Annotated in this window: 20 protein-coding genes, 1 tRNA gene and 1 pseudogene; 3 read left to right on the top strand and 19 right to left on the bottom strand. The window is 45.7% G+C overall.

Annotated elements, in window-relative coordinates:
- Positions 1-181 precede the first annotated feature (181 nt).
- The 4 genes from rpmF to mgtE form a co-directional block, all read right to left on the bottom strand.
- The gene (rpmF, locus tag ACTNBR_RS01145; RefSeq protein ID WP_427807031.1) at positions 182-361 is read right to left on the bottom strand and encodes a 50S ribosomal protein L32; all 180 of its coding nucleotides are present in this window, start codon (positions 359-361) and stop codon (positions 182-184) included.
- A gap of 3 nt (positions 362-364) precedes the next feature.
- Positions 365-892 (bottom strand): YceD family protein, encoded by a 528-nt coding sequence (locus tag ACTNBR_RS01140; protein ID WP_427819796.1) that lies wholly within the window; start codon positions 890-892, stop codon positions 365-367.
- Positions 893-992: 100 nt separating this feature from the next.
- A complete protein-coding gene (locus ACTNBR_RS01135; protein ID WP_427819795.1) occupies positions 993-2,180 on the bottom strand; it encodes an acetate/propionate family kinase in 1,188 nt (395 codons plus the stop codon).
- Positions 2,181-2,347: 167 nt separating this feature from the next.
- Positions 2,348-3,706 carry a magnesium transporter gene (gene mgtE, locus ACTNBR_RS01130; protein ID WP_427807034.1) on the bottom strand — a complete coding sequence of 453 codons (1,359 nt, stop codon included), beginning with the start codon at positions 3,704-3,706 and terminating at the stop codon, positions 2,348-2,350.
- Between the two features lie 126 nt (positions 3,707-3,832).
- Between mgtE and ACTNBR_RS01125 the strand changes: the two genes are divergently transcribed.
- The gene (locus tag ACTNBR_RS01125; RefSeq protein WP_441017296.1) at positions 3,833-5,092 is read left to right on the top strand and encodes a nucleotidyltransferase; all 1,260 of its coding nucleotides are present in this window, start codon (positions 3,833-3,835) and stop codon (positions 5,090-5,092) included.
- A gap of 119 nt (positions 5,093-5,211) precedes the next feature.
- On the opposite strand, the gene ACTNBR_RS01120 is transcribed toward ACTNBR_RS01125, so the two are convergent.
- The 9 genes and pseudogenes from ACTNBR_RS01120 to ACTNBR_RS01080 form a co-directional block, all read right to left on the bottom strand.
- A complete protein-coding gene (locus ACTNBR_RS01120; RefSeq protein WP_441017299.1) occupies positions 5,212-6,084 on the bottom strand; it encodes a DegV family protein in 873 nt (290 codons plus the stop codon).
- Positions 6,085-6,098: 14 nt separating this feature from the next.
- Positions 6,099-7,208 (bottom strand): annotated as a pseudogene (locus tag ACTNBR_RS01115) (PFL family protein); the annotation flags it as partial.
- 21 nt (positions 7,209-7,229) lie between these two features.
- Positions 7,230-7,457, bottom strand: coding sequence for an ACT domain-containing protein (locus ACTNBR_RS01110; RefSeq protein WP_441017392.1), 228 nt, complete (start codon positions 7,455-7,457; stop codon positions 7,230-7,232).
- Positions 7,458-7,535: 78 nt separating this feature from the next.
- Positions 7,536-8,333, bottom strand: a complete 798-nt coding sequence (locus ACTNBR_RS01105; protein WP_427807039.1) for an MBL fold metallo-hydrolase — start codon at positions 8,331-8,333, stop codon at positions 7,536-7,538.
- Positions 8,334-8,337: 4 nt separating this feature from the next.
- Positions 8,338-8,949 carry a dephospho-CoA kinase gene (gene coaE, locus ACTNBR_RS01100; RefSeq protein WP_441017302.1) on the bottom strand — a complete coding sequence of 204 codons (612 nt, stop codon included), beginning with the start codon at positions 8,947-8,949 and terminating at the stop codon, positions 8,338-8,340.
- Positions 8,950-9,045: 96 nt separating this feature from the next.
- The gene (gene polA, locus ACTNBR_RS01095; protein WP_441017305.1) at positions 9,046-11,664 is read right to left on the bottom strand and encodes a DNA polymerase I; all 2,619 of its coding nucleotides are present in this window, start codon (positions 11,662-11,664) and stop codon (positions 9,046-9,048) included.
- Positions 11,665-11,806: 142 nt separating this feature from the next.
- A tRNA-Leu gene (locus tag ACTNBR_RS01090) sits at positions 11,807-11,889 on the bottom strand.
- A gap of 61 nt (positions 11,890-11,950) precedes the next feature.
- Positions 11,951-13,252, bottom strand: coding sequence for a diaminopimelate decarboxylase (locus ACTNBR_RS01085; protein ID WP_427807043.1), 1,302 nt, complete (start codon positions 13,250-13,252; stop codon positions 11,951-11,953).
- Between the two features lie 57 nt (positions 13,253-13,309).
- Positions 13,310-14,143, bottom strand: a complete 834-nt coding sequence (locus tag ACTNBR_RS01080) for a hypothetical protein (RefSeq protein WP_427807044.1) — start codon at positions 14,141-14,143, stop codon at positions 13,310-13,312.
- Between the two features lie 293 nt (positions 14,144-14,436).
- Between ACTNBR_RS01080 and ACTNBR_RS01075 the strand changes: the two genes are divergently transcribed.
- Positions 14,437-18,690 (top strand): acyl-CoA dehydratase activase-related protein, encoded by a 4,254-nt coding sequence (locus tag ACTNBR_RS01075; protein WP_441017308.1) that lies wholly within the window; start codon positions 14,437-14,439, stop codon positions 18,688-18,690.
- A 52-nt stretch (positions 18,691-18,742) separates the two neighbouring features.
- Here ACTNBR_RS01075 and ACTNBR_RS01070 read toward each other — a convergent pair whose 3' ends face one another.
- Both ACTNBR_RS01070 and gpmI read right to left on the bottom strand, forming a co-directional pair.
- Positions 18,743-20,032, bottom strand: a complete 1,290-nt coding sequence (locus tag ACTNBR_RS01070) for an aminotransferase (protein ID WP_427807046.1) — start codon at positions 20,030-20,032, stop codon at positions 18,743-18,745.
- 274 nt (positions 20,033-20,306) lie between these two features.
- Positions 20,307-21,845, bottom strand: coding sequence for a 2,3-bisphosphoglycerate-independent phosphoglycerate mutase (gpmI, locus tag ACTNBR_RS01065; protein ID WP_427807048.1), 1,539 nt, complete (start codon positions 21,843-21,845; stop codon positions 20,307-20,309).
- Positions 21,846-22,033: 188 nt separating this feature from the next.
- Here gpmI and ACTNBR_RS01060 point away from each other — a divergent pair, with 188 nt between their 5' ends.
- Positions 22,034-22,675: a flavin reductase gene (locus tag ACTNBR_RS01060; protein WP_427807049.1), complete on the top strand. Its 642-nt coding sequence runs from the start codon at positions 22,034-22,036 to the stop codon at positions 22,673-22,675.
- 92 nt (positions 22,676-22,767) lie between these two features.
- Here ACTNBR_RS01060 and tpiA read toward each other — a convergent pair whose 3' ends face one another.
- The 4 genes from tpiA to ACTNBR_RS01040 all read right to left on the bottom strand — a co-directional run bounded on the left by tpiA (position 22,768) and on the right by ACTNBR_RS01040 (position 26,815).
- The gene (tpiA, locus tag ACTNBR_RS01055) at positions 22,768-23,517 is read right to left on the bottom strand and encodes a triose-phosphate isomerase (protein ID WP_427807050.1); all 750 of its coding nucleotides are present in this window, start codon (positions 23,515-23,517) and stop codon (positions 22,768-22,770) included.
- A 12-nt stretch (positions 23,518-23,529) separates the two neighbouring features.
- Positions 23,530-24,723 (bottom strand): phosphoglycerate kinase, encoded by a 1,194-nt coding sequence (locus ACTNBR_RS01050; RefSeq protein WP_427807051.1) that lies wholly within the window; start codon positions 24,721-24,723, stop codon positions 23,530-23,532.
- Positions 24,724-24,836: 113 nt separating this feature from the next.
- Positions 24,837-25,850, bottom strand: coding sequence for a type I glyceraldehyde-3-phosphate dehydrogenase (gene gap / locus ACTNBR_RS01045; RefSeq protein ID WP_427807053.1), 1,014 nt, complete (start codon positions 25,848-25,850; stop codon positions 24,837-24,839).
- Positions 25,851-26,011: 161 nt separating this feature from the next.
- Positions 26,012-26,815 (bottom strand): histidinol-phosphatase HisJ family protein, encoded by an 804-nt coding sequence (locus tag ACTNBR_RS01040; protein WP_441017311.1) that lies wholly within the window; start codon positions 26,813-26,815, stop codon positions 26,012-26,014.
- Positions 26,816-26,832 lie beyond the last annotated feature (17 nt).

The raw sequence follows: 26,832 nt of genomic DNA, 5'->3' as shown, positions 1-26,832 counted from the left end.
AAGGCATTGGAGGTTCGCTACAAGGCTCACTGGCGATTACCTTGACCAGGCTTTCACTGGCAAGCTGATAACAGCTTGCAGAACACACGACTTTCACCCGTTAGAGCGCGCCCATGGCGCGCAAACTTAAAAAAAGGATTCCAGTTCATCTGGAATCCTTTCTGATTTTTCCGCATCACTATTATTCAACAGTAATGATTTCTTTTTTGTTGTAGCTTCCGCAAGCCTTGCAAACTCTGTGAGGCATCATAAGAGCTCCACATTTGCTGCATTTTACAAGATTCGGTGCGCTCATTTTCCAGTTCGCTCTTCTCTTGTCTCTTCTTGCTTTGGAAGATTTATTCTTTGGACAAATTGACATAGGTTACACCTCCTTAAAATTCTTATAAAGATCGCGGATAACTGACATTCTGGGGTCCAGACTTGTGTCTTCGCAGTCACATGTACCCTCATTCAGGTTCTGGCCACACACGCTGCAAATCCCTTTACAGTCTTCGCTACATAGAACTTTCGTCGGCCACCCTACTAAAATCTCATTATAGAGCAACTGCTCTACATCAAGATGATATCCGTCAATGTAATTCGCTTCGTCGGAATCGTCATCATCATCGGCACAATCCATATCCGTATTCACATTCTTCTCAATCTCAAGATCAAGGTCTACAGCAACATCCTCGAGACATCTGTCACAGGGAATAATCACAGTAAGCGATGATCCGCCAGTAATATGAAGCTTCTTATCACCCGCATATTCGATACGGATATGCAGGGGACTGATCCTGTCCACCGGAAATGTTCTTCCGCCAATTGAAACCTGCTTCATCTCGGGAACAACGTTATCTTCTATGGTCTTATGTGGTTCAGATAAGACGTCGGATAGGTTTATTAACATACTCTTAACTCCTATTCACACCTAGTCTATTATACCATGTAAAACGTATTTGTCAACCAAATTATTTACGAATTTTAAGGTTTCTATACTAAATAGAGTACTATAACAGTGCAACAGTCTCTCTTGCAATTGCAAGTTCTTCGTTTGTCGGAATAACAAGAACCTTAACTTTGGATTCCGGTGTAGAAATAATCATTTCTTCTCCGCGTTTTGCGTTTGCTTCCTTGTCGATTTCAACTCCGAGATATCCAAGATATGAACAGATTCTTTCTCTTGTTGTTCCGTCATTTTCTCCGATACCAGCTGTAAATACGATGTTGTCTACACCGTTCATTGCAGCTACGTAGCTTCCGATGTATTTAGCAACACGATATACAAACATATCAAGTGCAAGTGCAGCGCGTTCATTTCCCTCTGCTGCAGCTGCTGCAAGATCACGGAAGTCGCTGGATACACCAGATACACCGGCAACACCGGATTTCTTGTTCAGCATATTCAGGATCTCAGAGATTCCAAGGCCTTCCTTCTTAGCAATATACTCAATGATCGCCGGGTCAATATCACCGGAACGAGTTCCCATCACAAGACCTTCCAGAGGTGTAAGTCCCATAGAAGTATCTACACATTTTCCATTCATAACTGCGGAAATAGAAGAACCGTTTCCAAGGTGGCATACGATGGTTTTGGTCTCTTCATACGGTACTCCCAGGAATTCTGCTGTCTTTCTGGAAACATATCTGTGGCTGGTTCCGTGGAAGCCATAACGTTTGATTTTGTATTTTTCATAGTATTCATACGGGATTCCATACATAAATGCTTTCTTAGGCATGGTCTGATGGAATGCAGTATCAAATACAGCAACATTCGGGGTACCCGGCATCAATTTCTCACATACCACGATACCTGTCAGGTTTGCCGGATTATGAAGTGGTCCAAGATCGATACATTCTTCGATAACTTCCTTTACTTCCGGTGTAACAATTACAGATTCACAATATTTCTCTCCGCCGTGAAGTACACGATGGCCTACTGCTCCGATCTCGTCCAGGCTCTTAACAACACCGGTCTCGGCATCGGTCAGTGCATCAAGCACGTACTGGATTGCTTCTGTATGAGTCGGCATCGGTTTGTCCTCAGTGATCTTTTCTCCACCCGTCGGCTGATAAGTCAGTTTTCCATCGATACCAATTCTTTCGCAAAGTCCCTTTGCCAAAACTGCCTCTGATTCAGAGTCAATGAGCTGGAATTTCAATGAAGAACTTCCACAGTTAATTACTAATACGTTCATAATGTTTCTCCCTTCGTGATTCATGAATTTAACGTTTTTCCTATTCCATCTGAAAACGTACACTCTATATTTCATTATAGCGTATTTCCATGCCCCATACAAGCTTTGTTATTTTTTTGACAACTGTATGAGTGTCCGGACTGCATCCCGGATGAACTGTATTGTCTCTATACTCCCTTGAGAAATGGGAATATCTGCATTGCAATTGTAAAATAAATGATCGTAGTCCCGGTATCCACCAGAGTCGTGATAAGTGGTGCTGCCATGATTGCCGGATCCAGTCCCATCTTGTCCGCGATCAGCGGCAACGTACAGCCCACCACTTTCGCCATAATGATCGTGCAGATCATCGTCAGTCCGAGCGTCAGAGCAAGCAGGAACGGTGAATCCACCTGGTTGCGGTACATGATCATAATTCGGATTCCGTTGACCAGGGCAAGGAATGTTCCGACCAGCAGCGCGATGGAAACTTCTTTCACGATGACACGGAAAATATCCTTAAACCGGATCTCTCCGACGGTTAATCCGCGGATAATCAAAGATGAACTCTGAGAACCACAGTTTCCGCCCGTTCCGGTCAGCATCGGAATAAACGTATTCAGTACAGGCATGGCAAGGATCTGTGCCTCAAAATGTCCGAGCGCCAGTCCGGAAAAGGTTGCCGAAAGCATCAAAAGTAACAGCCACATGCTTCGATTCTTGGCGTGCTGGAATGCGGAAGTCCCGAAATAAGACTCTTCGTTGGGTGTAACACCGGCCATGATACTAAAGTCTTCCGTAGCCTCATCCTGCAGGACAAGCATCGCATCGTCTACTGTTACGATTCCGACCATGCACATCTCATGATCTACGATCGGAATGGCAACCAGACCGTATTTCTTAATCTTGATAGCGACATCTTCCTGGTCGTCGGTTGTCTGTGCATAGAGGATATTCGTATCCATGATTTCTTCCATGGTACGGCTTTCACTGCTGGTCAGAAGGTCCTTGATATCGACCACTCCCACCAGTTTCCGCTTCTCTGTGACATAACAAGTATAGATCGTCTCACGGTTAATACCGACCTGACGGATCTTCAGAATGGCTTCCGCGACCGTCATGTCCGGACGCAGTCCCACATAATCCACGTTCATGACACTACCCGCACTATCATCCGGATATTTCAAAAGTGTGTTGATCTGCTTTCTCGTATCTTCATCCGTCACCATGAGCAGACGATCCACAACATTGGCAGGCATCTCCTCCAGCACGTCGACCGTATCATCCAGATACATTTCATTCATAACTTCTTCCAATTCAGAATCAGTAAGTGCATTGATCAGTGTCTCGCGCATATCGCTGTCCATATATGCAAAGGTCTCCGCTCCTTCTTCCTTAGCCAGAAGACGGAATAGGATTATCATCTGCTTATCTTCCACTTCACTCAGAAACTGTGCAATATCGACGGGATAATATTTACCCAGCTCTTCTTTCAATTCCTTATATTCTCTCGTTTCCAGAAGCTTTAAAATTTTATCGCGATCCACTTTATTTCCTCCTTCCCAGCCCAAAAAATCTATATCGAGTATGGAAATACAATTCTTTTGCCGAAAACTTCTTTTTATAGTATAATCTTTTTGAACACAAGATACAAGGAGATTCTCGTTAAGAACATGAAAATTGTAGGTTTAATTACAGAATATAATCCTTTCCATAATGGTCACAAATATCATATTGAACAGGCTCTGAAACAAACCGGTGCCGATTATGCCGTTGTATTAATGAGCGGTAATTTTGTCCAGAGGGGTGCACCTGCCATCATGCCGAAACACCTGCGCACCAGAGCCGCACTGTCTGCCGGAGCTTCTCTTGTTCTGGAGCTTCCTGTCTGCTGCGCATGCGGAAGCGCCGAATACTTTGCCCGCGGTGCCATCGAAATCTTCGATGCACTCGGCTGCATTGATTCGATCTGTTTCGGAAGTGAATGCGGAAATGTGGAAAAACTTGATCAGATCGCCCGGATTCTCTCCGAAGAGCCGGAAGAATTCCGTCGCTCTCTTCAAAAGAATCTAAAAAACGGACTTCCGTTTCCTGCCGCCCGCGAAATGGCACTTGCAGAATACACCGGAGATCCCGATCTTGCTGAGATACTGGATTGTCCGAACAATACGCTGGGAATCGAATACCTGAAAGCGCTCCATCGTACCGGAAGCAATTTGAAAGCCTTCACTATAAAGCGTAAGGAATCCGGATATCATGATACAGAGCTCTCCGGCACTTTGAGTTCTGCTTCCGCAATCCGACATCTTCTTGTGGAACCGGAGGGCATGACCCATAAAGAAACAGGTGCGATTCTTCCGGAGATTCTGAACGATCAGATTCCGGCTTCCTCCTTTGCAATTATGGAAGAAAACTATCTTAAAAGATTTCCTGTTTTCGCAAACGACCTGTCCCTGCTTCTAAAGTACAGGCTTCTTTCCGAAACCCGAGAATCCCTCACGCAATACGCAGATATCACAACGGATCTGGCTAACCGCATCATGAACCGGTGTAACGAGTTGATATCATGGGATCAATTCTGTGAACTGCTGAAGACACGCGAGGTGACCTATACAAGAATCAGCCGGATTCTTCTCCACATTCTTCTTAATATTCGTCAGAAGAACATGGATGATTATGCCCGTACCACTTTTGCACAATACGCCCGCATACTGGGTTTTTGCAAAAAAGATGCCGGTCTCCTCACCGTTTTGCATGAGCACTCCCGGATTCCTTTGATTACAAAATTGAACACCGCCCCGCCTCTTTCCGGCGAGGCAGTCGTAATGCTTCGACAGGATCTCTTTGCAAGTGATCTCTATGAGTCCGTGATTACAAACAAATATGGCACACCCTTTATTCCAGCACCTTCGCAACCGTTGGTCATTCTTTGATTTACGTAGTAATTTCATATCATACAAGTGGGAGCTGTGCCCCATCCGGGTCACAGCTCCCACCTGTATAAGAGTTCCTCTTTATCGCATATATACGCTTTTCAGATTCAAACCGCTTTTTATGAAACCTTAAGCCTTTTCGTCACAGTCACCGCACGGGCTCCCGGTCCAATATGGCATGCCACGCTTAATGACAAAGGTGCCATATAGATATCATATTCCGGGAAAGTCTCTTCCAATTCCCATTTCCATTCATTTGCATCTTCCTGATTTCCGGTATAGGCTGCATCAATATACAGATTTTCCGGGCCTTTACAATCGGAGAACTCTGTATCGATCACCTTCTGGATCGTTTGGATCATTGTCTTCTTCGCACTCTTCCATCCTCTTGCCTTTGAAAAAGCATCCAGCTTTTCCCCTTTGATGCGAAGAACCGGTTTCAGATTGAGTACTGTACCAATTGCAGCGGCGGCCGGTGTAAGGCGTCCGCCTTTCTTCAGATATTTCAAAGTATCAAGTGTAATATAGATATCGGATTCTAATTTTATTTCTTCCAGAAGTGCTTTGATCTCTTCTGCATTTTTCCCTGCATCAGCAAGCGCTTTTGCTTCCATTACAGAACGACGCTGTGTAACGGAAATTCTCTGGTTGTTGACCACCTTTACTTTTCCGTCGTATTCTTCCGCCAGCATCATAGCTGTCTCGCAGGAACCGCTGAGTCCGCTTGACATTGGAATGTGTACGATTTCATCATATTCTTTGAGGATGTCATCCCAGAGCTTCATCACATCGCCCGGTGCAGGCTGAGAAGTCTTGATATCCGCGTCGCTTTCCATTTTCTGATAAAATTCTTCCTGAGTCAGCGTAATCTCCTCAAAAAAGAGTTCGTCATCAATATAGAAAGGCATCGGAAGCACAAATACTCCCATCTCTTTACCATCTGCCTGCGTGATACCACTGTTACTGTCAGTTACAATTGCTACCTTACTCATATTTGAATACCTCTCTAATTCTTAAAACTATGGATTGGTGCCGGAATTCTTCCTTGTCTGTTGATGAAAGCACTGCAGTCAAACTCATTCACCGGCATGATCGGCGCATACCCAAGAAGTCCGCCGAACTCTGCCACATCCCCTACATCCTTGCCAATGACCGGAATCAGACATACTGCTGTGGTCTTCTGGTTCACCATACCGATTGCCATCTCATCGGCAATGATTCCGGATATCGTTGCCGATGATGTCTTCCCCGGGATCGCAATCATATCAAGTCCTACGGAGCAGACGCAAGTCATCGCCTCCAGTTTCTCCAGGCAGAGTGAGCCGGCATTTACCGCATCGATCATCCCCTGATCCTCACTGACCGGGATGAACGCACCGCTAAGGCCGCCGACATAGGATGACGCCATCACACCGCCTTTATTCACCTGGTCATTCAGCATCGCAAGCGCTGCCGTCGTTCCCGGTGCCCCCACTCGCTCCAGACCGATCTCTTCCAGAATCTCAGCTACCGAATCACCTACAGCGGGCGTAGGGGCAAGTGATAGATCCACGATTCCGAACGGAATTCCCATCCGTTTGAATGCCTCTCCTGCAACAAGCTGTCCGACACGCGTCACTTTAAACGCCGTCTTCTTAATAGTCTCGCAAAGCACCTCAAATCCCTTGCCACGGCATTTTTCGATTGCCTTCTTGACAACACCCGGACCGCTGACCCCTACGTTGATGACCGCATCGCCTTCTGTCACACCGAGAAATGCTCCGGCCATAAACGGATTATCATCGGGTGCATTACAGAATACCACCAGTTTTGCACATCCCAGCGAGTCTTTTTCTTTGGTAGCCTCCGCCGTCGCCTTGACCATCTCTCCACAGAGACGGACAGCATCCATATCAATGCCTGTCTTCGTGGATCCGACATTTACGGAACTGCAGACACATTCTGTGGAAGCAAGTGCCATCGGAATCGAACGGATCAGATTCTCATCGCTTTTCGTCATTCCCTTTGACACCAGTGCCGAATAACCGCCGATAAAGTTCACGCCCACCGTCTTTGCAGCCTCATCCAGATTCTCCTGTTCAATCATCTGATTCGTCTCTGCCACCTCATAAAAATTAATCATCGTTCCCGTCCTCTCTTACAGTCTGTGCATTCTCTGGAAAATCTCTTCTCTCTGACAATGAATATCCACACCGATCTGAAGACCGAGGTCGCGAAGATCCACGGAAACAATATCCAGCTCCTTCTTTGAATTCTCAACATCTACAACTGCCATCATGTTAAAATAACCATCCACGATCGTCTGGGAAATATCAAGAATATTGATATTCGTATCTGCCAGATATGTGCAGACTTTTGCAATGATACCTACCTAATCTTTTCCTACCACTGTAATAATACATTTCTTCATAGTGTGCCTCCTGTGTCTTCTGTTCTAGTCTTATTAAACGGTTACTACTTCTGAAATACGATCTCTTCTTGCCACGGAAATCGGTATCTCCTCCCCTTTATAAGGATTATCTCCCAATGTCACTTCCAGTTTTACAGTCTCATATGCAAGTTCTGCATAATTATTCTCCTTGCTGAGGTGCCCCAGCAGCACATGCTGCAAGTTCTCATGTAGTATATCACAAAGCAGGCGTCCTGACAATTCATTTGATAAATGACCTTTGTCCCCCATGACTCTCTGTTTCAAATAGTAGGGATAGGGTCCTACCTCAAGCATATGGATATCGTGATTGGATTCCAACAGAACCGCATTCAGATTCTTCAGATTCTCCACCGTATATGCATCATATTTTCCAAGATCGGTCGCGACAGCCACTCTTTTCTCATCCTGCTCAAAGCGGTATCCGCTCGGTTCATTTGCATCATGCGAAATGGCAAATGCATGGATATCAATATCTCCCACCCGAAAATCCTCATCTACATGGATTTCCCGGTAAAGCCCGTCCGGCATTTTCCCCAGTCCTTTGTATTCGCGGATTCCTCGCAAGGTTCCGGGAGTGGCATAGATTGGAATCTGATACTTCCGGCTGAATACCCCCAGTCCCTGAATATGGTCGGCATGTTCATGGGTGATCAGAATTCCGTCCAATTCCTCACCTTTGATTTCCAGAGAACAAAGTCCCTCTTCAATCTTTTTTCTGCTGATTCCCGTATCCACTAGCAAATGTGTATCTTCACTTCCAACGTAAATGCAGTTTCCGCTGCTCCCGCTGGCAATGCTGCATAATCTCATCCGTTTATCTCCTGTCGTATCTATTTTTCATATTCGAAAGCGCGCGGTCGATCTGCACTTTCGTTTTCTCAAATTCTCTGCTGTTATCGATCGTAAGATCGCAAAAATCCCGGTAAGTCTCTTCGGTCACCTGGGATGACATCATGGATGCGGTCTTTTCATCCGAATAGCCTCTGTCTGTACGAAGCCTCTGAAAACGCACCTGCTTCTCCGCATAAATATACCAGATCTCATCCATCATTTCGCGGTATACCGGTTCTGTCATCAGTGCCGCCTCAAGGACAAAGATTCCGGTTCCCTTTTTCTCTTCTTCTGCAATCAACCGGTGGATCCTCTCATTGACCGCCGGATGCACGATCGCATTCAGTACACTAAGCTTTTCCGCATCGGAAAATACGATTGTTCCCAGTTTCTTTCGATCGATCGTACCGTCCGGATTGCAGATTTCCTCTCCAAAATATTCCCGTATTTTCCTCCAGCATTTTTCCTTCGGTCTCTGGAGTTCGTGAGCGATCAAGTCCGCCTGGCAGATTCTTGCGTGGTGTATTTCTTCCAGATACGCAAGAACCTGACTTTTTCCGGAACCCACTCCGCCGGTTATTCCTATCTTAATCATCCTAGTACCCCTTCCGATATCCCGGAGTTTGTCCATATCCTTTTCTGGTCCGCTATGTTTCTGTCCTCAATGAATCCTGTCCACAGCTTTTCCTTCCTATTTCGCCTCATACCAGCTCTGTCCGGTATGCATATCAATGTCAAGCGGGACATCCAGAGTAGCGGCATTTTCCATGCATTCCTTCAAAATCGCCTGCACTTCCTCCAATTCTTCTTTCCATGCTTCTACCAGAAGTTCATCGTGTACCTGAAGGACCAGCCGCGATTTCATCTTTCTCTTTGTCAGTTCCTTGTCTACCGCGATCATGGCGATTTTGATAATGTCAGCCGCGGTTCCCTGAATCGGAGAATTCATGGCCACACGTTCCCCGAACTGTCTTTGCATGAAGTTGCTGGAAGAAAGCTCCGGTACCGGGCGCCGTCTGCCGAAAAGCGTCACTACATATCCCTGCTCTTTTGCATGGGCGACCGTATCATCCAAAAATGTCTTAATTCCCGGGTAGGTTTCAAAATATCGTTCAATATATTCGGCTGCCTCTTTTCGCGTAATGCTCAGATCCTGGCTCAGTCCAAAAGAACTGATTCCGTACACGATTCCGAAATTGACCGCTTTTGCATTTCTTCTCTGCAGGTCCGTCACCTCATCAAAAGGCGTGTGAAATACCTGGGATGCAGTGATCCGATGGATATCCCTCGCCTCACGGTAAGCCTGGATCAGTTCCTTATCACCGGAACAGTGCGCCAGCACACGCAGTTCGATCTGTGAATAATCCGCATCAACAAACACATAACCATCTTCCGGGACAAAAACCTTGCGGATCAGCCTTCCAAGCTCCATTCGAACCGGTATATTCTGAAGGTTCGGTTCCGTACTGCTGATCCGTCCTGTCGCCGTGATGGTCTGATTAAATTTTCCATGGATTCTCTGATCCTCTTCCCCGATATAGACAGCCAGACCATCCGCATAGGTGGATTTCAGCTTACTAAGCTGGCGGTATTCCAGGATTTTGGAAACCACAGGGTAATCCGGTGCCAGCTTATCCAGCACATCAGCCGCCGTGGAATAACCGGTCTTTGTCTTCTTACCGTTCGGAAGCCCCAGATGTTCAAAGAGAACAACGCCCAGCTGCTTCGGAGAATTGATATTAAATTCTTCCCCCGCAAGTTCATAGATCTCTTTCTCCAGCTCTGTGATCTTTCCGCCAAGCTGTTCTCCGTAGACACGAAGCGCTTCTCCTTCCACCTTTACCCCGTTCTGCTCCATTTTGAACAGCGTAAATACCAGCGGCATTTCGATTTCACGAAACAGCTTTTCCATATCCGTCTCGCGTAATTTTCCAAGCAGGACATCCGCTGCCGCAAACGCCGTGTACGCCTCATAACAAATCTTTTTCTCCTCATCTGCTTTCGGATCGATCATCAGTCCCAGATATTCCTGCGCCACATCTTCAAACGGATATTCACTCTTCAGCGGATTCAGCAGATAAGCAGCAATCGCCACATCGAAACATTTATCCACATCATCCGGATTTATTTTCACGTTTTTCAACAGTTTCTTCAGGTCAAATACCGCAAACTGCCCTACCTGACCGGCCACAGCCTCGAGTCCGGCAAGAAGAAACTCCGAAGAGATCTCTCCCTCTGCCGGGATACAGTAGATATCCTGATCGCCAAACGCAAGACCGATTCCTCCGATTCCGGCCTGTGCGGCAAATAACGGAAGTACATTTTTCGTCTGTTTATAGACCAGAGCTCCGACACTTGCGGCCTGCTTTGCTCTTGCAAATACCGTCTCCGCCTCCCCGCGTGTATGAATGACCTGAAAAACACTCTCCAAAGCATTTTCGCTCTGCATCTCAAATCTTGACAAAAGATTCTTGAACTGCAGTCTCTGGAAATATGCATATGCCTCCTGGGTGTAGAGATTACCCAGTTTCGCCTCATCCAGATCATACGGGAAATCCGCTTCGACATTGATCGTCGCGAGCACCTTGCTCATTTTCGCCTGCTCCCAGTACTCCACAAGATTCTTTGCGGCGCGAGGCGGCTTCAGCTCTGATGCATGCTCGTACGCATGTTCAATCGAACCATAATCCGCAATGATCCTGGTCGCCGTTTTCTCTCCGATATTCGGAACCCCGGGAATATTGTCCGAAGCATCTCCCATGAGTGCCTTGACATCGATAAATTCCTGCGGTGTGACCAGATACCGTTCTTTCACATCCGCCGCATAATAATCTTCAATCTCGGTTCCTGTACGTTTTGTCTTGGGAATCCGGATTTCCACATGGTCAGTGGCAAGCTGAAGGAGATCCCGGTCACCGGAAAGAATCACGACTTCCATTCCCTTTGCTTCGCATCTTCTGGAAAGCGTTCCCAGAAGATCATCCGCCTCCAGTCCCGCCTGCTCAATGGTTCGAACGCCCATCGCATGAAGGACTTCCTTCATAAGCGGCACCTGCTCCCTTAATTCTTCCGCCATCGGTTTTCTCGTTCCTTTATATTCAGAGTACATATCATGCCGGAACGTAGGCGCGTGGACATCGAATGCCACCGTCAGATACTCCGGCTTTTCCTCTTCCAGTATCTTAAACATAATGTTCAGAAATCCATAGACCGCATTGGTATGCAGTCCCTCCGCATTCGTCAAGTCCGGGAGACCATAAAACGCCCGGTTCAGAATACTGTGTCCATCAATCAGTACAATCTTACTCATGCCGTTATTCCTTTCTGCACCTTGTCATGCTGCCAGCGGGGATCCTGTACATCCAAAAGCCCCTTCTGGAATCAAAAAAATCTGCAGCTGCGAAGCCAATAGAACTTTACTCTACCGGTTTCGCAGCCACAGATTTTTATACTGCCGGCGGCGGGACTTGAACCCGCACGCGGTTGCCCGCAACAGATTTTGAGTCTGCCTCGTCTGCCATTCCGACACGCCGGCCTATCACGAACCGTAGATAATCATAACACAATCATCCGCGGTTCGCAAGTGTTTTTTTTAATTACTGACAATCTTTCTCTGCTTCTTCGGTATTCTTTTTGAGTGCATCATAAACAGGAAGCGAATCAAAGGTTGCGAAATAGTCCATCGGTGTCTCCGCACGCCGGATCAGCTGCGTACTTCCGTCCTCTTTCAGGAGAACTTCCGCGGAACGAAGACGTCCGTTATAATTATAACCCATAGAGAAACCATGCGCTCCTGTATCATGGATCACAAGCAGATCCCCCATATCAATCTTCGGCAGCATGCGGTCGATCGCAAATTTATCATTATTCTCGCAAAGGGATCCGGTTACATCATACATATGATCACACGGTTCCTCTTCTTTTCCCATAACGGTGATATGATGATATGCACCGTACATAGCCGGACGCATCAGATTCGCTGCGCACGCATCTACGCCGATATACTCTTTATGAGTATGCTTCTCATGGATCGCTTTTGTAACAAGGCATCCGTACGGTGCAAGCATAAAGCGGCCAAGCTCCGTGTAGATTGCAACATCGCCCATTCCGGCCGGAACCAGCACTTCCTCATATACTTTCCGCACGCCTTCACCGATCACCTTGATATCATTCGGTTCCTGATCCGGTTTGTACGGAATTCCGATACCTCCGGACAGATTGATGAATTTAATATGCGCACCCGTTTCCTTCTGAAGCTTTACAGCAACTTCAAAAAGCACTTTCGCAAGAGTCGGGTAATACTCGTTCGTCACCGTATTGCTTGCAAGAAATGCATGGATGCCGAATTCCTTTGCCCCTTTTGCTTTCAGGATCTTGAAGGCTTCAAAGATCTGTTCGGTGGTCATGCCGTATTTCGCGTCGCCCGGGTTATCCATGATGCTGTTGGAAATCTTGAACAGTCCACCCGGATTGTACCGGCAGCTGATCGTCTCCGGGATTTTTCCGATCGTCTGCTCCAGAAAATCAATATGTGTGATGTCATCCAGATTGATGATCGCACCCAGCTTTGCCGCAAGACGGAACTCTTCCGCCGGCGTATCGTTGGAAGAAAACATGATGTCCTCTCCTACAGAGCCTACGGATTCTGACATCAAAAGCTCCGTGTAAGATGAGCAGTCACATCCGCATCCATACTCTTTCAGAATGGAAAGAATATACGGATTCGGTGTCGCTTTCACCGCAAAATATTCCTTGTATCCTTTATTCCATGCAAACGCTTCCTTCAGTGCTTTCGCATTTTCACGAATTCCCTTCTCATCATAGAGATGAAACGGTGTCGGGTATTCCTTTACAATCTCTTCCAGTTGTCCTTTGGTCACGAATGGTCTTTTTTCCATGGTGTCCTCTCCTTCCTTGTCGTTCGATTATTTGATTGTATTTCTCTGAACTGTGATTTATTTCACATGTTCATGGGTAAACAGATGATCCTGACAATATTCATAATTGCCATTGCATTTGGAACAGTAACGGAATTCCAGGTTCGGATCATCCAGTTCTGTTCTTCCGCAGACTGCGCATTTATGCTTTGCTCCGCCTGCGTAGGTTGCAGTCGGTCTTGTCACCTCTTTCTGGAATTTATGCTTACGGATCACCTGTTTCGGACGATAACGCTGCATATTCCGATTCAGCAGGAAGAAAATCAGGAAGTTAAGGAGCGATGCAACGATCGAAATCCTGGTAACGATTCCGCCTGCCACAAAATCCCATAAAATCAGTACTGCGTCCAGTATAGCCAGCCACTTCATCTTCACCGGAATGATTCCATAAAGATAAAGCTGCAGATCCGGCATGATCGCCGCACATGCAAAGAAAATAGACATATTGATATAATACGTACTGAAAATACCTCCGAAACCAACCATACCGCCTGTGATAACATACACGATAAATGCGCCGATAATGGTGAAAATGATTCCCGAGAAAATATACACATTATACCGGAACGACCCCCAGATCGTCTCCAGCGAGGTTCCCAGCGAATAGTACAGGAGCATCATAAAAATCACAAAGATCAGGCTGAAATTAGGTGGAATGATCACCCAGCTGATCAGGCGCCAGATCTGTCCCTGAAGGATCAGCCCCGGTTCCAGCGTAAAATAACTCAAAAGCTGCGGAGATAAGAACGAAAGCAGATATCCCACACCGTAACACACCAGCAGATAGACTGTCAGATTCTTCACCGCATATCTGCCGAATTTACGTTCCATTTTATCCATCCATTTTCTCATAAACTGACTCCATTTCTGTATTTTTTATACTCTTGTTATTGTATCCTTTGACTTTGTCTTTGTCAATTCTTCCGCTTAAGTTTACCGCCGTTTTAACAAATTCTACATCTTTTTTATGACATTTTCATATATTTTCTACATTCTTAATCGAACTTCCATTTGTATTTTCATCCATTCTGTCGTATAATGAAAAATGTTGCCGAAGCTAACGGCACACACTATTTAATAGGTAGTTATATTGACATATACGAGCCTTTTTAAGGCTCTATCAGTTAAGTAAGGAGTAGTATTTTATGAGTCAGAAAGAGTTACATACACTTGGAATTGACATCGGTTCTACAACGGTTAAAATTGCAGTACTTGGCGAGAACAATGAAGTGCTGTTTTCTGACTACGAACGCCATTTTGCCAATATCCAGGAGACACTGTCAGACCTTCTCGGCCGGGCGATCTATAAGCTTGGTTCGATCCGGGTATCCCCGATGATCACCGGTTCCGGCGGATTGACTCTGGCAAAGCATCTGGGTGTTCCGTTCGTACAGGAAGTCGTTGCCGTGTCTACCGCCCTTCAGGATTATGCTCCGCAGACGGATGTAGCCATCGAGCTTGGCGGCGAAGACGCGAAGATCATTTATTTTGAGAACGGAAATATCGAACAGCGTATGAATGGGATCTGCGCCGGAGGTACCGGTTCTTTTATTGATCAGATGGCCTCTCTTCTCCAGACCGATGCGTTGGGTCTGAATGAATATGCAAAGAATTACAAAGCACTCTATACGATTGCCGCACGCTGCGGTGTATTTGCAAAATCTGATATCCAGCCATTGATCAACGAAGGTGCCACCAAGGAAGACCTTGCCGCGTCCATCTTTCAGGCTGTTGTGAATCAGACGATCAGCGGTCTTGCCTGCGGAAAGCCGATTCGCGGCCATGTCGCATTTCTGGGCGGTCCTCTGCATTTTCTTCCGGAACTGCGTGAAGCATTTATCCGTACACTGAAGCTGGATGATGAACATGTGATCGCACCGACCTATTCTCATCTTTTTGCGGCGATCGGGTCTGCGCTTAATTCTCCAAAGGAAGTAGAGACTTCGCTGAACGAGATGCGGCAGAAACTTGCCTCAAAAATCCAGATGGAATTCGAAGTAGAACGTATGGAACCACTTTTTTCCTCCGAGGCAGACTATCTGGAATTCCAGCAGCGCCATGCAAAGCATCAGGTTCCGGTGGGGGATCTTGCCAGCTACCGCGGCAATGCCTATCTCGGGATTGATGCAGGTTCTACGACCACCAAAGCAGCACTGGTCGGAGAAGACGGAACACTTCTGTATTCCTTTTATCATGGTAATGACGGAGATCCGCTCGGAACCACGATCACTGCCATCAAAGACATTTACAGCAAACTTCCGGAGGGCGTCTCCATCGTCCACTCCTGCTCAACCGGTTATGGGGAAGCACTGATCAAAGCGGCTCTTCTTCTTGACGAGGGTGAGGTAGAAACAGTGTCTCACTATTACGCCGCATCCTACTTTGAACCGGATGTAGACTGTATCCTCGACATCGGCGGTCAGGATATGAAATGCATCAAAATTAAAAATCAGACCGTAGACAGTGTTCAGCTCAACGAGGCATGCTCTTCCGGATGCGGTTCTTTCATCGAGACATTCGCAAAATCTCTGAATTACTCCGTGGAAGAATTTGCCCATGAAGCTTTATTTGCAAAACATCCGATCGATCTCGGAACGCGCTGTACCGTATTTATGAATTCCAAAGTTAAGCAGGCACAGAAAGAAGGCGCGGAAGTGGCCGACATTTCTGCAGGACTTGCTTACTCTGTAATCAAAAACGCTCTGTTCAAAGTAATCAAAGTATCCGATGCATCTGAACTTGGCAAACGGATCGTTGTTCAGGGCGGAACCTTCTATAACGACGCGGTACTTCGAAGCTTTGAGAAGATCGCAGGCTGTCAGGCAATTCGCCCTGACATCGCCGGAATCATGGGAGCCTTCGGTGCCGCTCTCATTGCTCGCGAACGGTACCAGTTCAAAGAATGTAAGAATACAACCATGCTTTCCATCGAAGACATCAACGCACTGGAATACAGTACGACCATGTCCAAATGTAAAGGCTGTACCAATAACTGTCGTCTGACCATCAATAAGTTCAGCGGCGGCAGACGTTTCATTTCCGGCAACCGCTGTGAACGAGGTCTCGGAAAAGAGAAGACCAACAACCATATTCCGAACCTGTTCGCCTATAAGAACGAACGATACTTCGGATATGAACCGCTCAGCGAACTGGAGGCTTACCGTGGCACGGTGGGAATCCCGCGTGTTCTCAACATGTATGAGAACTACCCGTTCTGGTTCACTTTCTTTACCAGACTGGGATACCGTGTGGTTCTCTCCCCTCCGTCCACACATCAGATTTACGAATTGGGTATCGAGTCCATTCCAAGTGAATCCGAGTGTTATCCGGCCAAACTTGCACACGGACATGTACAGTGGCTGATCAACAAGAAAGTGGATTTTATCTTCTATCCTTGTGTTCCATACGAGCGAAGCGAATTCGAAGATGCCGACAATCACTACAACTGCCCGATCGTTACATCCTACGCGGAAAATATCAAGAACAATATGGACCCGATCGTAAAAGGAGAGGTCGAGTTTCTGAATCCGTTCCTCGCACTTACGAGTGAAGAGACGGTTACGACAGGCCTTGTAAATAAGTTCGGATCTCTGAAAAAGATTCCGGAGTCTGAAATCCGGACTGCAGCGCATGCTGCCTGGGAAGAACTTGCAAGCTGCCGTGCGGATATCCGTAAAAAAGGGGAAGAGACTCTTGCATATATGGAAGAGACGGGAACCAGAGGCATTGTGCTCGCCGGTCGTCCTTATCACTACGACCCGGAAGTAAACCACGGAATACCGGAACTGATCAACGCATACGGTATTGCAGTCCTCACCGAGGACTCCATTTCCCATCTGAATCCGGTCGAGCGTCCGCTCAACGTTATGGACCAGTGGATGTACCATTCCCGCCTTTACGCAGCCGCAAACTATGTGAAGACCCGCGATGACCTGGATCTCATCCAGCTCAATTCCTTTGGATGCGGTCTGGATGCAGTTACTACAGACGAGGTTGCCGACATTCTGACCGGTTCCGACAAAATTTATACTTCTCTTAAGATCGACGAGGTCAACAACCTGGGAGCTGCCCGTATCCGAATCCGTTCTCTGATCGCCGCAATCCGCGTACGTGAACAGAAACAAATGAAACGCGAGATACGCCCTGCATCGATTGAGAAAGTACAGTTTACAAAGGAAATGAAGGAAAACTACACCATCCTTTGCCCGCAGATGTCACCGATCCACTTCAATCTCATTGAGCCGGCTTTCCGTAAAGCGGGCTATAAGATCGAAGTACTGAAGAACGATAATAAAAACGCCGTAAATACCGGTCTCAAATATGTAAATAACGATGCCTGCTATCCGTCTCTCATCGTAGTAGGACAGATTATGGACGCCATCCTGTCCGGCAAATACGATACGGACAAGCTTGCCGTGATCATCAGCCAGACCGGCGGCGGCTGCCGTGCATCCAACTATATCGGTTTCATCCGCCGTGCACTGAAAAAGGCCGGCTATGCACACATTCCGGTGATTTCGATCAACCTGAGCGGACTGGAGAGCAATCCAGGCTTTAAGATCACCCCGTCTCTTGTGATCAAAGGTGTTTACGGGGCGATAATCGGCGATGTGTTTATGCGCTGCCTCTACCGGGTACGGCCATATGAAGCTGTTCCGGGCTCTGCAAATGCATTACATAAGAAATGGGAGGAAGAAGCCATCCGATTCATAACCAAGGATCATCAGAGCCGAAGAGAATTCAAACGTCTCTGCCGCGCAATCGTACATGACTTCGATACTCTTCCAATCAAAGACGTAAAGAAACCGCGCGTAGGTGTAGTCGGAGAAATCCTTGTGAAATTCCTTCCTGCCGCCAACAACCATCTGGTGGATCTGTTGGAACAGGAAGGCGCCGAAGCTGTCGTGCCGGATCTTGTGGATTTCCTGCTCTACTGCTTCTACAATACCAATTTCAAGGCAGAACATCTGGGCATGAAGAAATCATCTGCCAGACTTGGAAATCTTGGTATCCGTGCTCTGGAATGGTTCCGCAAACCGGCAGTGGATGCTCTGAAAGCAAGTGAACGTTTTGACGCTCCATCCCATATTGAAGAGCTTGCTGAAATGGCAAGTGAGATCGTCTCTCTCGGAAACCAGACCGGTGAAGGTTGGTTCCTGACCGGTGAAATGCTGGAGCTTATCAAGAGCGGTGCATCCAACATTGTCTGTACGCAGCCATTTGCCTGCCTGCCGAACCACGTAGTTGGAAAAGGAGTCATCAAAGAACTCAGACGCCGTCATCCGGAATCCAATATTGTAGCGATCGACTACGACCCGGGTGCCAGCGAAGTAAACCAGCTGAACCGTATCAAATTGATGCTTTCAACGGCTTACAAGAAAATGAACGAAACAGCATAAATAATAAGCGCAGATCCGAAATCTCAGACCTGCGCTTTTTTATATTTGTTATTTATTCCATTTCACTGAGCAGTTTATCGATACTTACCAGCTTCACGCTGAGAACGAAAACCTGTGCGGCAACTGCAAGCTCTTCAGGTGTCGGGAATGAAGGTGCGATACGGATATTGCTGTCTTTCGGATCCTTGCCATACGGGAAGGTTGCTCCCGCTCCCGTCATGATCAGTCCTGCTTCTTTCGCCTTAGCGACAATCGCTTTCGCACATCCTTCCATGGAATCAAAGGAAATAAAATATCCTCCACGTGGAGCGATCCAGGAACCGATCTCCAATCCTCCAAGCTCGGTTTCGAGAACATTCAGAACCGTTTCGAACTTCGGACGCAGAATATCTGCATGCTTCTTCATATGCTCTACCATTCCATGAATATCTTTGAAATAACGCACATGACGAAGCTGATTCAATTTGTCATGTCCGATCGTCTGAATGGACATCATCTGCCGGATCTCTTTCAGGTTATTATCAGATGCTGCGATTGCTGCGATACCGGAACCAGGGAAACTGATCTTGGAAGTGGAACCAAATTTATAAACCATATCCGGATGTCCTTCCTTTTTACATTCCATCAGGATCTCGATCAGATAGTCCTGTTTGTCTTCATATAAATGATGGATACCATACGCATTGTCCCAGAAAATACGGAAATCCTCGGCTGCCGGATTCAGTGTGGCAAAACGATGAACGGTCTCGTCTGAATAAGTGATTCCCTGTGGATTAGAGTATTTCGGCACACACCAGATTCCTTTTACACTTGGATCATTTTCTACATACTGAGCCACCAGATCCATATCCGGTCCGTCCTGTGTCATCGGGATATTGATCATCTCAATACCAAAATGCTCTGTAATCTTAAAATGGCGGTCATAACCCGGTACCGGACAGAGGAATTTTACCTTATCCAGCTTTGCCCATGGAGTACTGCCCATAATACCATGTGTCATCGCACGTGCCACGGTATCATACATCACATTCAGACTTGAATTTCCGAAAATAATGATGTTGTCTTTCGGTACTTCCATCATATCCGCAAACAGCTGCTTTGCTTCCTTAATACCATCTATCACACCATAATTTCGACAGTCAACGCCTTCTTCACATACCAGATCCGAATCACCGTTCAGCACATCCATCATTCCCATCGAAAGATCAAGCTGTGCCTTAGACGGTTTTCCTCTTGACATATCAAGCTTCAGACCTTTTCCCTTCACATCTTCAAATTCTACTTCCAGTTCTTTCTTAAGCTCCAGCAATTCTTCTCTACTCAAATCTTTATATGCAGTCATAGCAAATCCTCCATTTTATCGCACTGAATTTTATCTCACCGAATGATAGTATATCGAAAGAATGACGTTTCGTCAACCATTTCCTGCATTTTATTCAATTCAAAAACAGATTTTCGGCATTTTATAATGATAATTTGAAATTTTATATTTAGTTTTATTCATTTATTACTTCATCAGAATCGACAAACAGTGTAAAATGCAAAAAGGAGACGCATTTGATACGTCTCCCATTTTATTCCGCCCTGTTTAAACAACACTATACCTGCAGATATTTCTATTTTTTAATCAGCAGTGATTTTCCAGTCATTTCTTTTGGCTGTTCCATGCCCATCAGTTCGATCAGAGTCGGTGCGATATCGGCCAGACATCCTCCCTCTCTGAGTCCGTAACCTTCTGCATTGACCAGAATAAACGGAACCTGATTGGTTGTATGAGCGGTGAACGGTTCGCCGGTCTCCTCGTCGATCAGCTGTTCTGCATTTCCGTGATCGGCACAGATGAACATCTGTCCGTTTACTTCTTTGATCGCGTCAACGGTCTTTCCTACGCATTCATCCACTGCTTCTACAGCCTTGATAGCAGCTGCTTCCACACCAGTATGTCCTACCATATCCGGGTTTGCAAAGTTGATGATGATAACATCATATTTATCGGATTTGATTGCTTCCACCAGTTTATCACATACTTCATAAGCGCTCATCTCCGGCTTCAGATCATAGGTCGCAACCTTTGGCGATTTCACAAGAATACGATCTTCGCCTTCATTTGGTTCTTCTACTCCTCCATTAAAGAAGAAGGTTACATGCGCATACTTTTCTGTTTCCGCGATTCTTGCCTGTGTCATATGATTTGCTGCCAGGAATTCGCCAAAGGTATTGGTGATCTCAGTCTTCACAAATGCCACGGATTTGTTCGGAATCGTAACATCATATTCTGTGAAACATACATACGTTGTCTTAATTCTCTCTCCGCGGTCGAATCCGGTAAATTCATCATCGCAGAATGTTCTGGTGATCTCTCTTGCACGGTCCGGACGGAAGTTAAAGAAAATCACAGAATCGCCGTTCTGGATTGTTGCGGTAGGTGCGCCATCTTTCAGAACAACCGTCGGCACAACGAACTCATCTGTCTCATCCTTATCGTAGGACTGCTGAACGGCCTGCACCGGATCCTCTGCCGTAAGTCCTTCTCCTTTAACCAGTGCATTATAGGCTTTCTCTACACGGTCCCATCTGTTATCGCGGTCCATCGCATAGTAACGTCCCATCACAGAAGCGACTTCACCGACACCGATCTCAGCCATTTTATTCACCAGTTCCTGTACGTAGTCTTTTCCTGATGCCGGAGGTGTATCACGTCCGTCAAGGAAACAGTGAACATATACTTTTGAAAGACCCTGGCGTTTTGCCAGCTCAAGAAGTCCGTAAATATGGGTATTATGGCTGTGGACGCCTCCATCGGAAACCAGACCGAACATATGAAGCGCAGTTCCGTTCTCCTTCGCGTTCTGACATGCCTTTAAAAGCTCCGGATTCTCAAAGAAATCTCCATCCTGGATCGCTTTCGTGATCTTTGTAAGATCCTGGTAAACGATTCTTCCGGCTCCCATATTCAGGTGGCCTACTTCTGAATTACCCATCTGTCCGTCCGGAAGTCCTACAGCCAGTCCACTTGCGTTGCCTCGAACAAACGGACACTCTGCCATCAGTTTATCCATAACCGGTGTCTTTGCCTCTGCAACTGCATTACCGGTTGTTTTTTCATTTAATCCATAACCGTCCAAAATCATCAAAACCGTTGGTTTCTTACTCATCTGTTATACACTCCTTCATCAAATAGATTTAAAACGCTCTACCCTCGTATTTTACATGATTTTGCCTATACTTGCAATACATTGTGAATTATTTGACCATTTTTCAACAAACTCTTAATTGACAAATGTAAATAAAATGGTATAATTAATATCAGTAATAATTATCGTTTTTATCAAGGAGGTATTTCATGAATACAAAAATTTTCAGAAACATGTCATATGGCGTATACATCGTTGGAACGATGGACGGTGATCGCCCGACCGGATGCGTTGCAAACAGCGTGATGCAGATCACGTCTTCTCCGGCTACCATTGCTGCAAGTATCAACCATGACAACTACACAAACGAATGTATCGAAAAAGCAGGCGTCTTCTCTTTTTCTATCTTATCAGAAGCATCACCGGCCGAACTGATCGGAAAATTCGGTTTTCAGTCCGGAAAAGAGATTAACAAATTCGATGGGGTTGATTTCGAACTCGTATCCGGTGCTCCTGTTTTAAAGCAGACCTGCGGATATGTTGTCTGTAAGGTAGTAGATAAGATGGAAACTTCCACGCACACCGTATTCCTTGGCGAAGTGATCGCTGCCGAAGTATACGATACTTCTGTTCCGGAAATGACCTATTCTTATTATCATAAAGTAGTAAAAGGAAAGAGCCCGAAAAACGCACCAACCTATCTTCCGGAAGAAGAAGAAGCTCCAAAACAGGCTGTATCAAAATATGTCTGCCAGATCTGCGGCTACGTATATGAAGGGGATGAACTTCCGGCTGATTTCATCTGCCCGATTTGCAAGCAGGGAGCCGATAAATTCAAAAAAGTTGATTAATAATCTCACTAAAAAATCCCGCCTCCGGTTTATCGCCGGAGCGGGATTTTTATTATGTTCTTTAATAATATTCTTTAAGATGGATCGTTCTCTTATTTCCAGTTAACGATCTTTCCGAAATCCGGTTTCAGAGCTGCGCCGCCTACTAAGCCGCCGTCAATATCCGGCTGAGCAAATAATTCCGGTGCAGTAGCAGCATTTACAGATCCGCCGTACTGAATACGGATTGCTTCTGCTGTCGCTTCATCATAGATCTCAGCGATGCATTCACGGATTGCCTTGCAAACTTCCTGTGCCTGCTCTGTCGTAGCAGTCTTGCCGGTTCCGATCGCCCAGATCGGTTCATAAGCGATTACGGCTGTCTTTGCCTGATCCGCAGTAACATTCAGGAATCCAACTTTAACCTGCTGGCGGATGAAATCCATTGTTACACCCTGTTCTCTCTGTTCCAGAGTCTCTCCACAGCACATGATCGGTGTAATTCCATGTTCAAATGCCTTCAGCATTTTCTTATTAACGGTCTCATTCGTCTCTGCAAAATATTCTCTTCTCTCAGAATGTCCGAGAACCACATATTTAACTCCTACATCTGTAAGCATTGCCGGAGAGATTTCTCCTGTATATGCACCTTTCTCTTCAAAGTACATATTCTCAGCACCTACCTGGATGTTGCTTCCTTTAGCAGCTTCCATAACAGGAATGATGTCGATAGCAGGTACACAGAATACAACATCTGCGTCTTCTGTTGCTACCAGTGGTTTTAATGTATTTACCAGTTCAACTGCTTCAGACGGAGTCATGTTCATCTTCCAGTTTCCGGCAATGATTTTCTTTCTAGCCATTTTATGTTCCTCCTATTTATCGTTCGCTGCAGCTACGCCCGGAAGTTCTTTTCCTTCAAGGAATTCAAGAGAAGCTCCGCCACCTGTTGAAATATGAGTCATCTTGTCACCATATCCAAGCTGGTTAACAGCTGCTGCGCTGTCGCCGCCACCAATGATCGTAACAGCATCTGTCTCAGCTAAAGCTTTCGCTACAGCTTCTGTTCCTGCAGCAAACTTCGGCATTTCGAATGCTCCCATCGGTCCGTTCCATACAACCGTCTTAGCTTCTTTAACAGCTTCTGCATATAATTTAGCAGTTTCCGGTCCGATATCAAGACCTTCCCATCCATCCGGGATCTCGCCGCGTCCAACGATCTTGGTGTTTGCATCGTTAGAGAAGTCGTCCGCAATCACATTATCAACCGGAAGTAATAACTTAACGCCCTTTTCTTCTGCTTTCTTGATCATATTCAGAGCATATTCACAATAATCTTCTTCCAGAAGAGAATTACCAACAGATCCGCCCTGAGCTTTGCTGAATGTGTAAGACATACCACCACCGATAATCAGTGTATCAACTTTTTCAAGCAGGTTCTCAATTACAGAGATCTTGCTGGAAACTTTTGCTCCGCCAAGAATAGCAACAAACGGTCTTTCCGGATTGTTGACTGCGTTTCCAAGGAAATCGATTTCTTTCTGCATTAAGTATCCTACAACTGCTGTATCAACAAACTGAGTAACACCTACGTTAGAGCAGTGTGCACGATGAGCAGTACCAAATGCATCGTTTACAAATACATCACAAAGAGAAGCGAGTTCTTTGGAGAATGCTTCGCCGTTCTTTGTCTCTTCAATTCTGTAACGTGTATTTTCAAGAAGGATCACATCGCCGTCTTTCATAGCTTCTACTGCAGCTCTCGCGTTCGGTCCTACTACTTCTGGATCTGCAGCGAATTTTACTTCCTGTCCAAGAAGTTCAGAAAGTCTTACAGCTACCGGCGCAAGAGATAATTCCGGTTTCGGTTCTCCCTTCGGTTTTCCAAGATGAGAGCAAAGAATGATCTTTCCGCCGTCAGCGATCAATTTCTTGATGGTCGGAAGTGCTGCGACAAGACGGTTCTCGTCTGTGATCTTTCCATCGATGAGCGGTACGTTAAAATCGCATCTTACAAGGACTCTTTTGCCCTTAACATTAATGTCATCTACTGATTTTTTGTTAAGCATGTCATATGCCTCCTTAATTTCTTAAAAAATAAGGTCCGGTCCCAAATAAGACCGGACCCTTTGTGAGTCTATTCTGGAAATAATCCGTCAGATTCAATTGCCAAACATCCGGCTTACAGTAATGTTCCGAAGTGTTTGATTGTTCTTACCATCTGGCTTGTGTAAGAATTTTCATTGTCATACCAAGAAACAACCTGAACTTCTGTAGTTCCGTTGTCAAGCGGCATAGCCATTGTCTGTGTAGCATCGAATAATGAACCATATGTCATACCAACGATATCGCTTGAAACGATTTCATCTGTATTGTATCCGAAAGATTCGTTAGAAGCTGCTTTCATAGCTGCATTGATCTGATCTACAGTTACATTTCCTTCAACAACTGCTGTAAGGATTGTAGTAGAACCTGTCGGGGTCGGAACACGCTGAGCAGATCCGATTAATTTTCCATTTAATTCAGGAATTACTAAACCAATAGCTTTAGCTGCTCCTGTGCTGTTTGGAACGATGTTGCATGCTGCTGCACGAGATCTTCTGAGATCGCCTTTTCTCTGCGGTCCGTCAAGAGTCATCTGATCACCTGTGTAAGCATGGATTGTACACATGATACCAGATTTGATCGGTGCAAGATCGTTCAGTGCCTTAGCCATCGGTGCCAGACAGTTTGTTGTACAAGAAGCTGCTGAAATGATATGATCATCTTTTGTAATCTTTTCATGGTTTACATTGTAAACGATAGTCGGAAGGTCATTTCCTGCCGGAGCTGAGATGATAACATTCTTAGCACCTGCTGTGATATGTGCTTCTGCTTTTGCTTTAGATGTGTAGAATCCTGTACATTCAAGAACTACATCTACATCAAGTTCTCCCCATGGAAGGTTTTCAGCTTTAGCTTCAGCGTAGATTTTGATTTCTTTTCCATCAACAGTGATAGAATCTTCGCCAGCTGTTACAGTATCAGCTAATGCGTATTTTCCCTGAGTAGAATCGTATTTTAATAAGTGAGCTAACATTTTAGGAGATGTAAGGTCGTTGATTGCAACGATCTCATATCCTTCTGCTCCGAACATTTGTCTGAACGCAAGACGTCCGATACGTCCAAATCCATTGATTGCTACTTTTACTGCCATGATTTAGTCCTCCTAAAGTTTAATTGTATTACTGTTTGTTACAGCTACAGAAATGATAAATGATTAACATTGTTAAAGATTCATCAACCATGTTTTATTGTACTAAATCCCGAACAAAAATTCAAGTGTCTTTTGCATTTTTGTGGGCTGTTTTCCATTTTTTATTTAATTCTCCTGAAAACCGGCTCCCTATTTTTAAACTCTGCATAATATCGAAATCCGCAGTCTTCGAGGATCCCGGAAACCTTGTCAAATCCATAAGCGATATGCTCTTCCCTGTGGGCATCTGAGCCGATCGTCACGATCTCGCCTCCCAGTTCCCGGTAACGTTTCAGGATATCCGGATGTGGGTGTGCAAAGGGAAGACCATACTTAAGTCCAGCCGTATTCAATTCAAGCCCCTTTCCATGTTCGATCAGAAAACGCAGGATTTCGTCGATCTGATCCGAGAATGCCTGGTAGGAATACTCTTCTTCTCTATGTGTACCGTAGCGCACGGAGTAATCCAGGTGCCCCAGCGTATCAAAATCCGGACAACAGCTGATATCGGTCAGCGTCTCATCCAGCACTTCCCGATATGCTTCCCTATCCGTCCGCCCATCAAAGAAGTCTCTGTAATATGGATCCTTTCCCCGAATCACATGTACGGATCCGATCACATAATCAAAAGAATATCCTTTCAGGAAAGAGTGAATTCTTTCCGGGAGATGCGGCTGAAGTCCGATTTCCACACCGATTCGCAGATCGATCTGATCCTTATATTTTTCCCGAAGCTCTGAAAATGTGCGGAAATATTCTTCTCTGCCAAATATAAATTCGATTCCTTCACAGACATAGTCCATATCTTCATGGTCTGTGATGCAGATACTTTCGAGTCCTTTCGATATGGACGCAAGAATCATGCTCTCCGGGTCTGCTTCGGAATCCCCCGAAAAGCGTGTATGCATATGTGAGTCGCTGCACATTTTTCTCCTTTCCGGAA

It is taken from the genome of Bariatricus sp. HCP28S3_F11 (assembly GCF_052065395.1).
Taxonomy (GTDB): domain Bacteria; phylum Bacillota; class Clostridia; order Lachnospirales; family Lachnospiraceae; genus Allocoprococcus.
The sequence above is the reverse complement of the archived record's forward strand: the minus strand, read 5'-3'. Positions and strand labels throughout refer to the sequence as shown.

Bases quoted from the DNA above. Each gene is read 5' to 3' on its own strand.
- rpmF (WP_427807031.1), bottom strand. From the start codon at position 361: ATGTCAATTTGTCCAAAGAATAAATCTTCCAAAGCAAGAAGAGACAAG.
- ACTNBR_RS01140 (WP_427819796.1), bottom strand. From the start codon at position 892: ATGTTAATAAACCTATCCGACGTCTTATCTGAACCACATAAGACCATA.
- ACTNBR_RS01135 (WP_427819795.1), bottom strand. From the start codon at position 2,180: ATGAACGTATTAGTAATTAACTGTGGAAGTTCTTCATTGAAATTCCAG.
- ACTNBR_RS01125 (WP_441017296.1), top strand. From the start codon at position 3,833: ATGAAAATTGTAGGTTTAATTACAGAATATAATCCTTTCCATAATGGT.
- ACTNBR_RS01120 (WP_441017299.1), bottom strand. From the start codon at position 6,084: ATGAGTAAGGTAGCAATTGTAACTGACAGTAACAGTGGTATCACGCAG.
- ACTNBR_RS01105 (WP_427807039.1), bottom strand. From the start codon at position 8,333: ATGAGATTATGCAGCATTGCCAGCGGGAGCAGCGGAAACTGCATTTAC.
- coaE (WP_441017302.1), bottom strand. From the start codon at position 8,949: ATGATTAAGATAGGAATAACCGGCGGAGTGGGTTCCGGAAAAAGTCAG.
- polA (WP_441017305.1), bottom strand. From the start codon at position 11,664: ATGAGTAAGATTGTACTGATTGATGGACACAGTATTCTGAACCGGGCG.
- ACTNBR_RS01085 (WP_427807043.1), bottom strand. From the start codon at position 13,252: ATGGAAAAAAGACCATTCGTGACCAAAGGACAACTGGAAGAGATTGTA.
- ACTNBR_RS01080 (WP_427807044.1), bottom strand. From the start codon at position 14,143: ATGAGAAAATGGATGGATAAAATGGAACGTAAATTCGGCAGATATGCG.
- ACTNBR_RS01075 (WP_441017308.1), top strand. From the start codon at position 14,437: ATGAGTCAGAAAGAGTTACATACACTTGGAATTGACATCGGTTCTACA.
- ACTNBR_RS01070 (WP_427807046.1), bottom strand. From the start codon at position 20,032: ATGACTGCATATAAAGATTTGAGTAGAGAAGAATTGCTGGAGCTTAAG.
- gpmI (WP_427807048.1), bottom strand. From the start codon at position 21,845: ATGAGTAAGAAACCAACGGTTTTGATGATTTTGGACGGTTATGGATTA.
- ACTNBR_RS01060 (WP_427807049.1), top strand. From the start codon at position 22,034: ATGAATACAAAAATTTTCAGAAACATGTCATATGGCGTATACATCGTT.
- tpiA (WP_427807050.1), bottom strand. From the start codon at position 23,517: ATGGCTAGAAAGAAAATCATTGCCGGAAACTGGAAGATGAACATGACT.
- ACTNBR_RS01050 (WP_427807051.1), bottom strand. From the start codon at position 24,723: ATGCTTAACAAAAAATCAGTAGATGACATTAATGTTAAGGGCAAAAGA.
- gap (WP_427807053.1), bottom strand. From the start codon at position 25,850: ATGGCAGTAAAAGTAGCAATCAATGGATTTGGACGTATCGGACGTCTT.
- ACTNBR_RS01040 (WP_441017311.1), bottom strand. From the start codon at position 26,815: ATGTGCAGCGACTCACATATGCATACACGCTTTTCGGGGGATTCCGAA.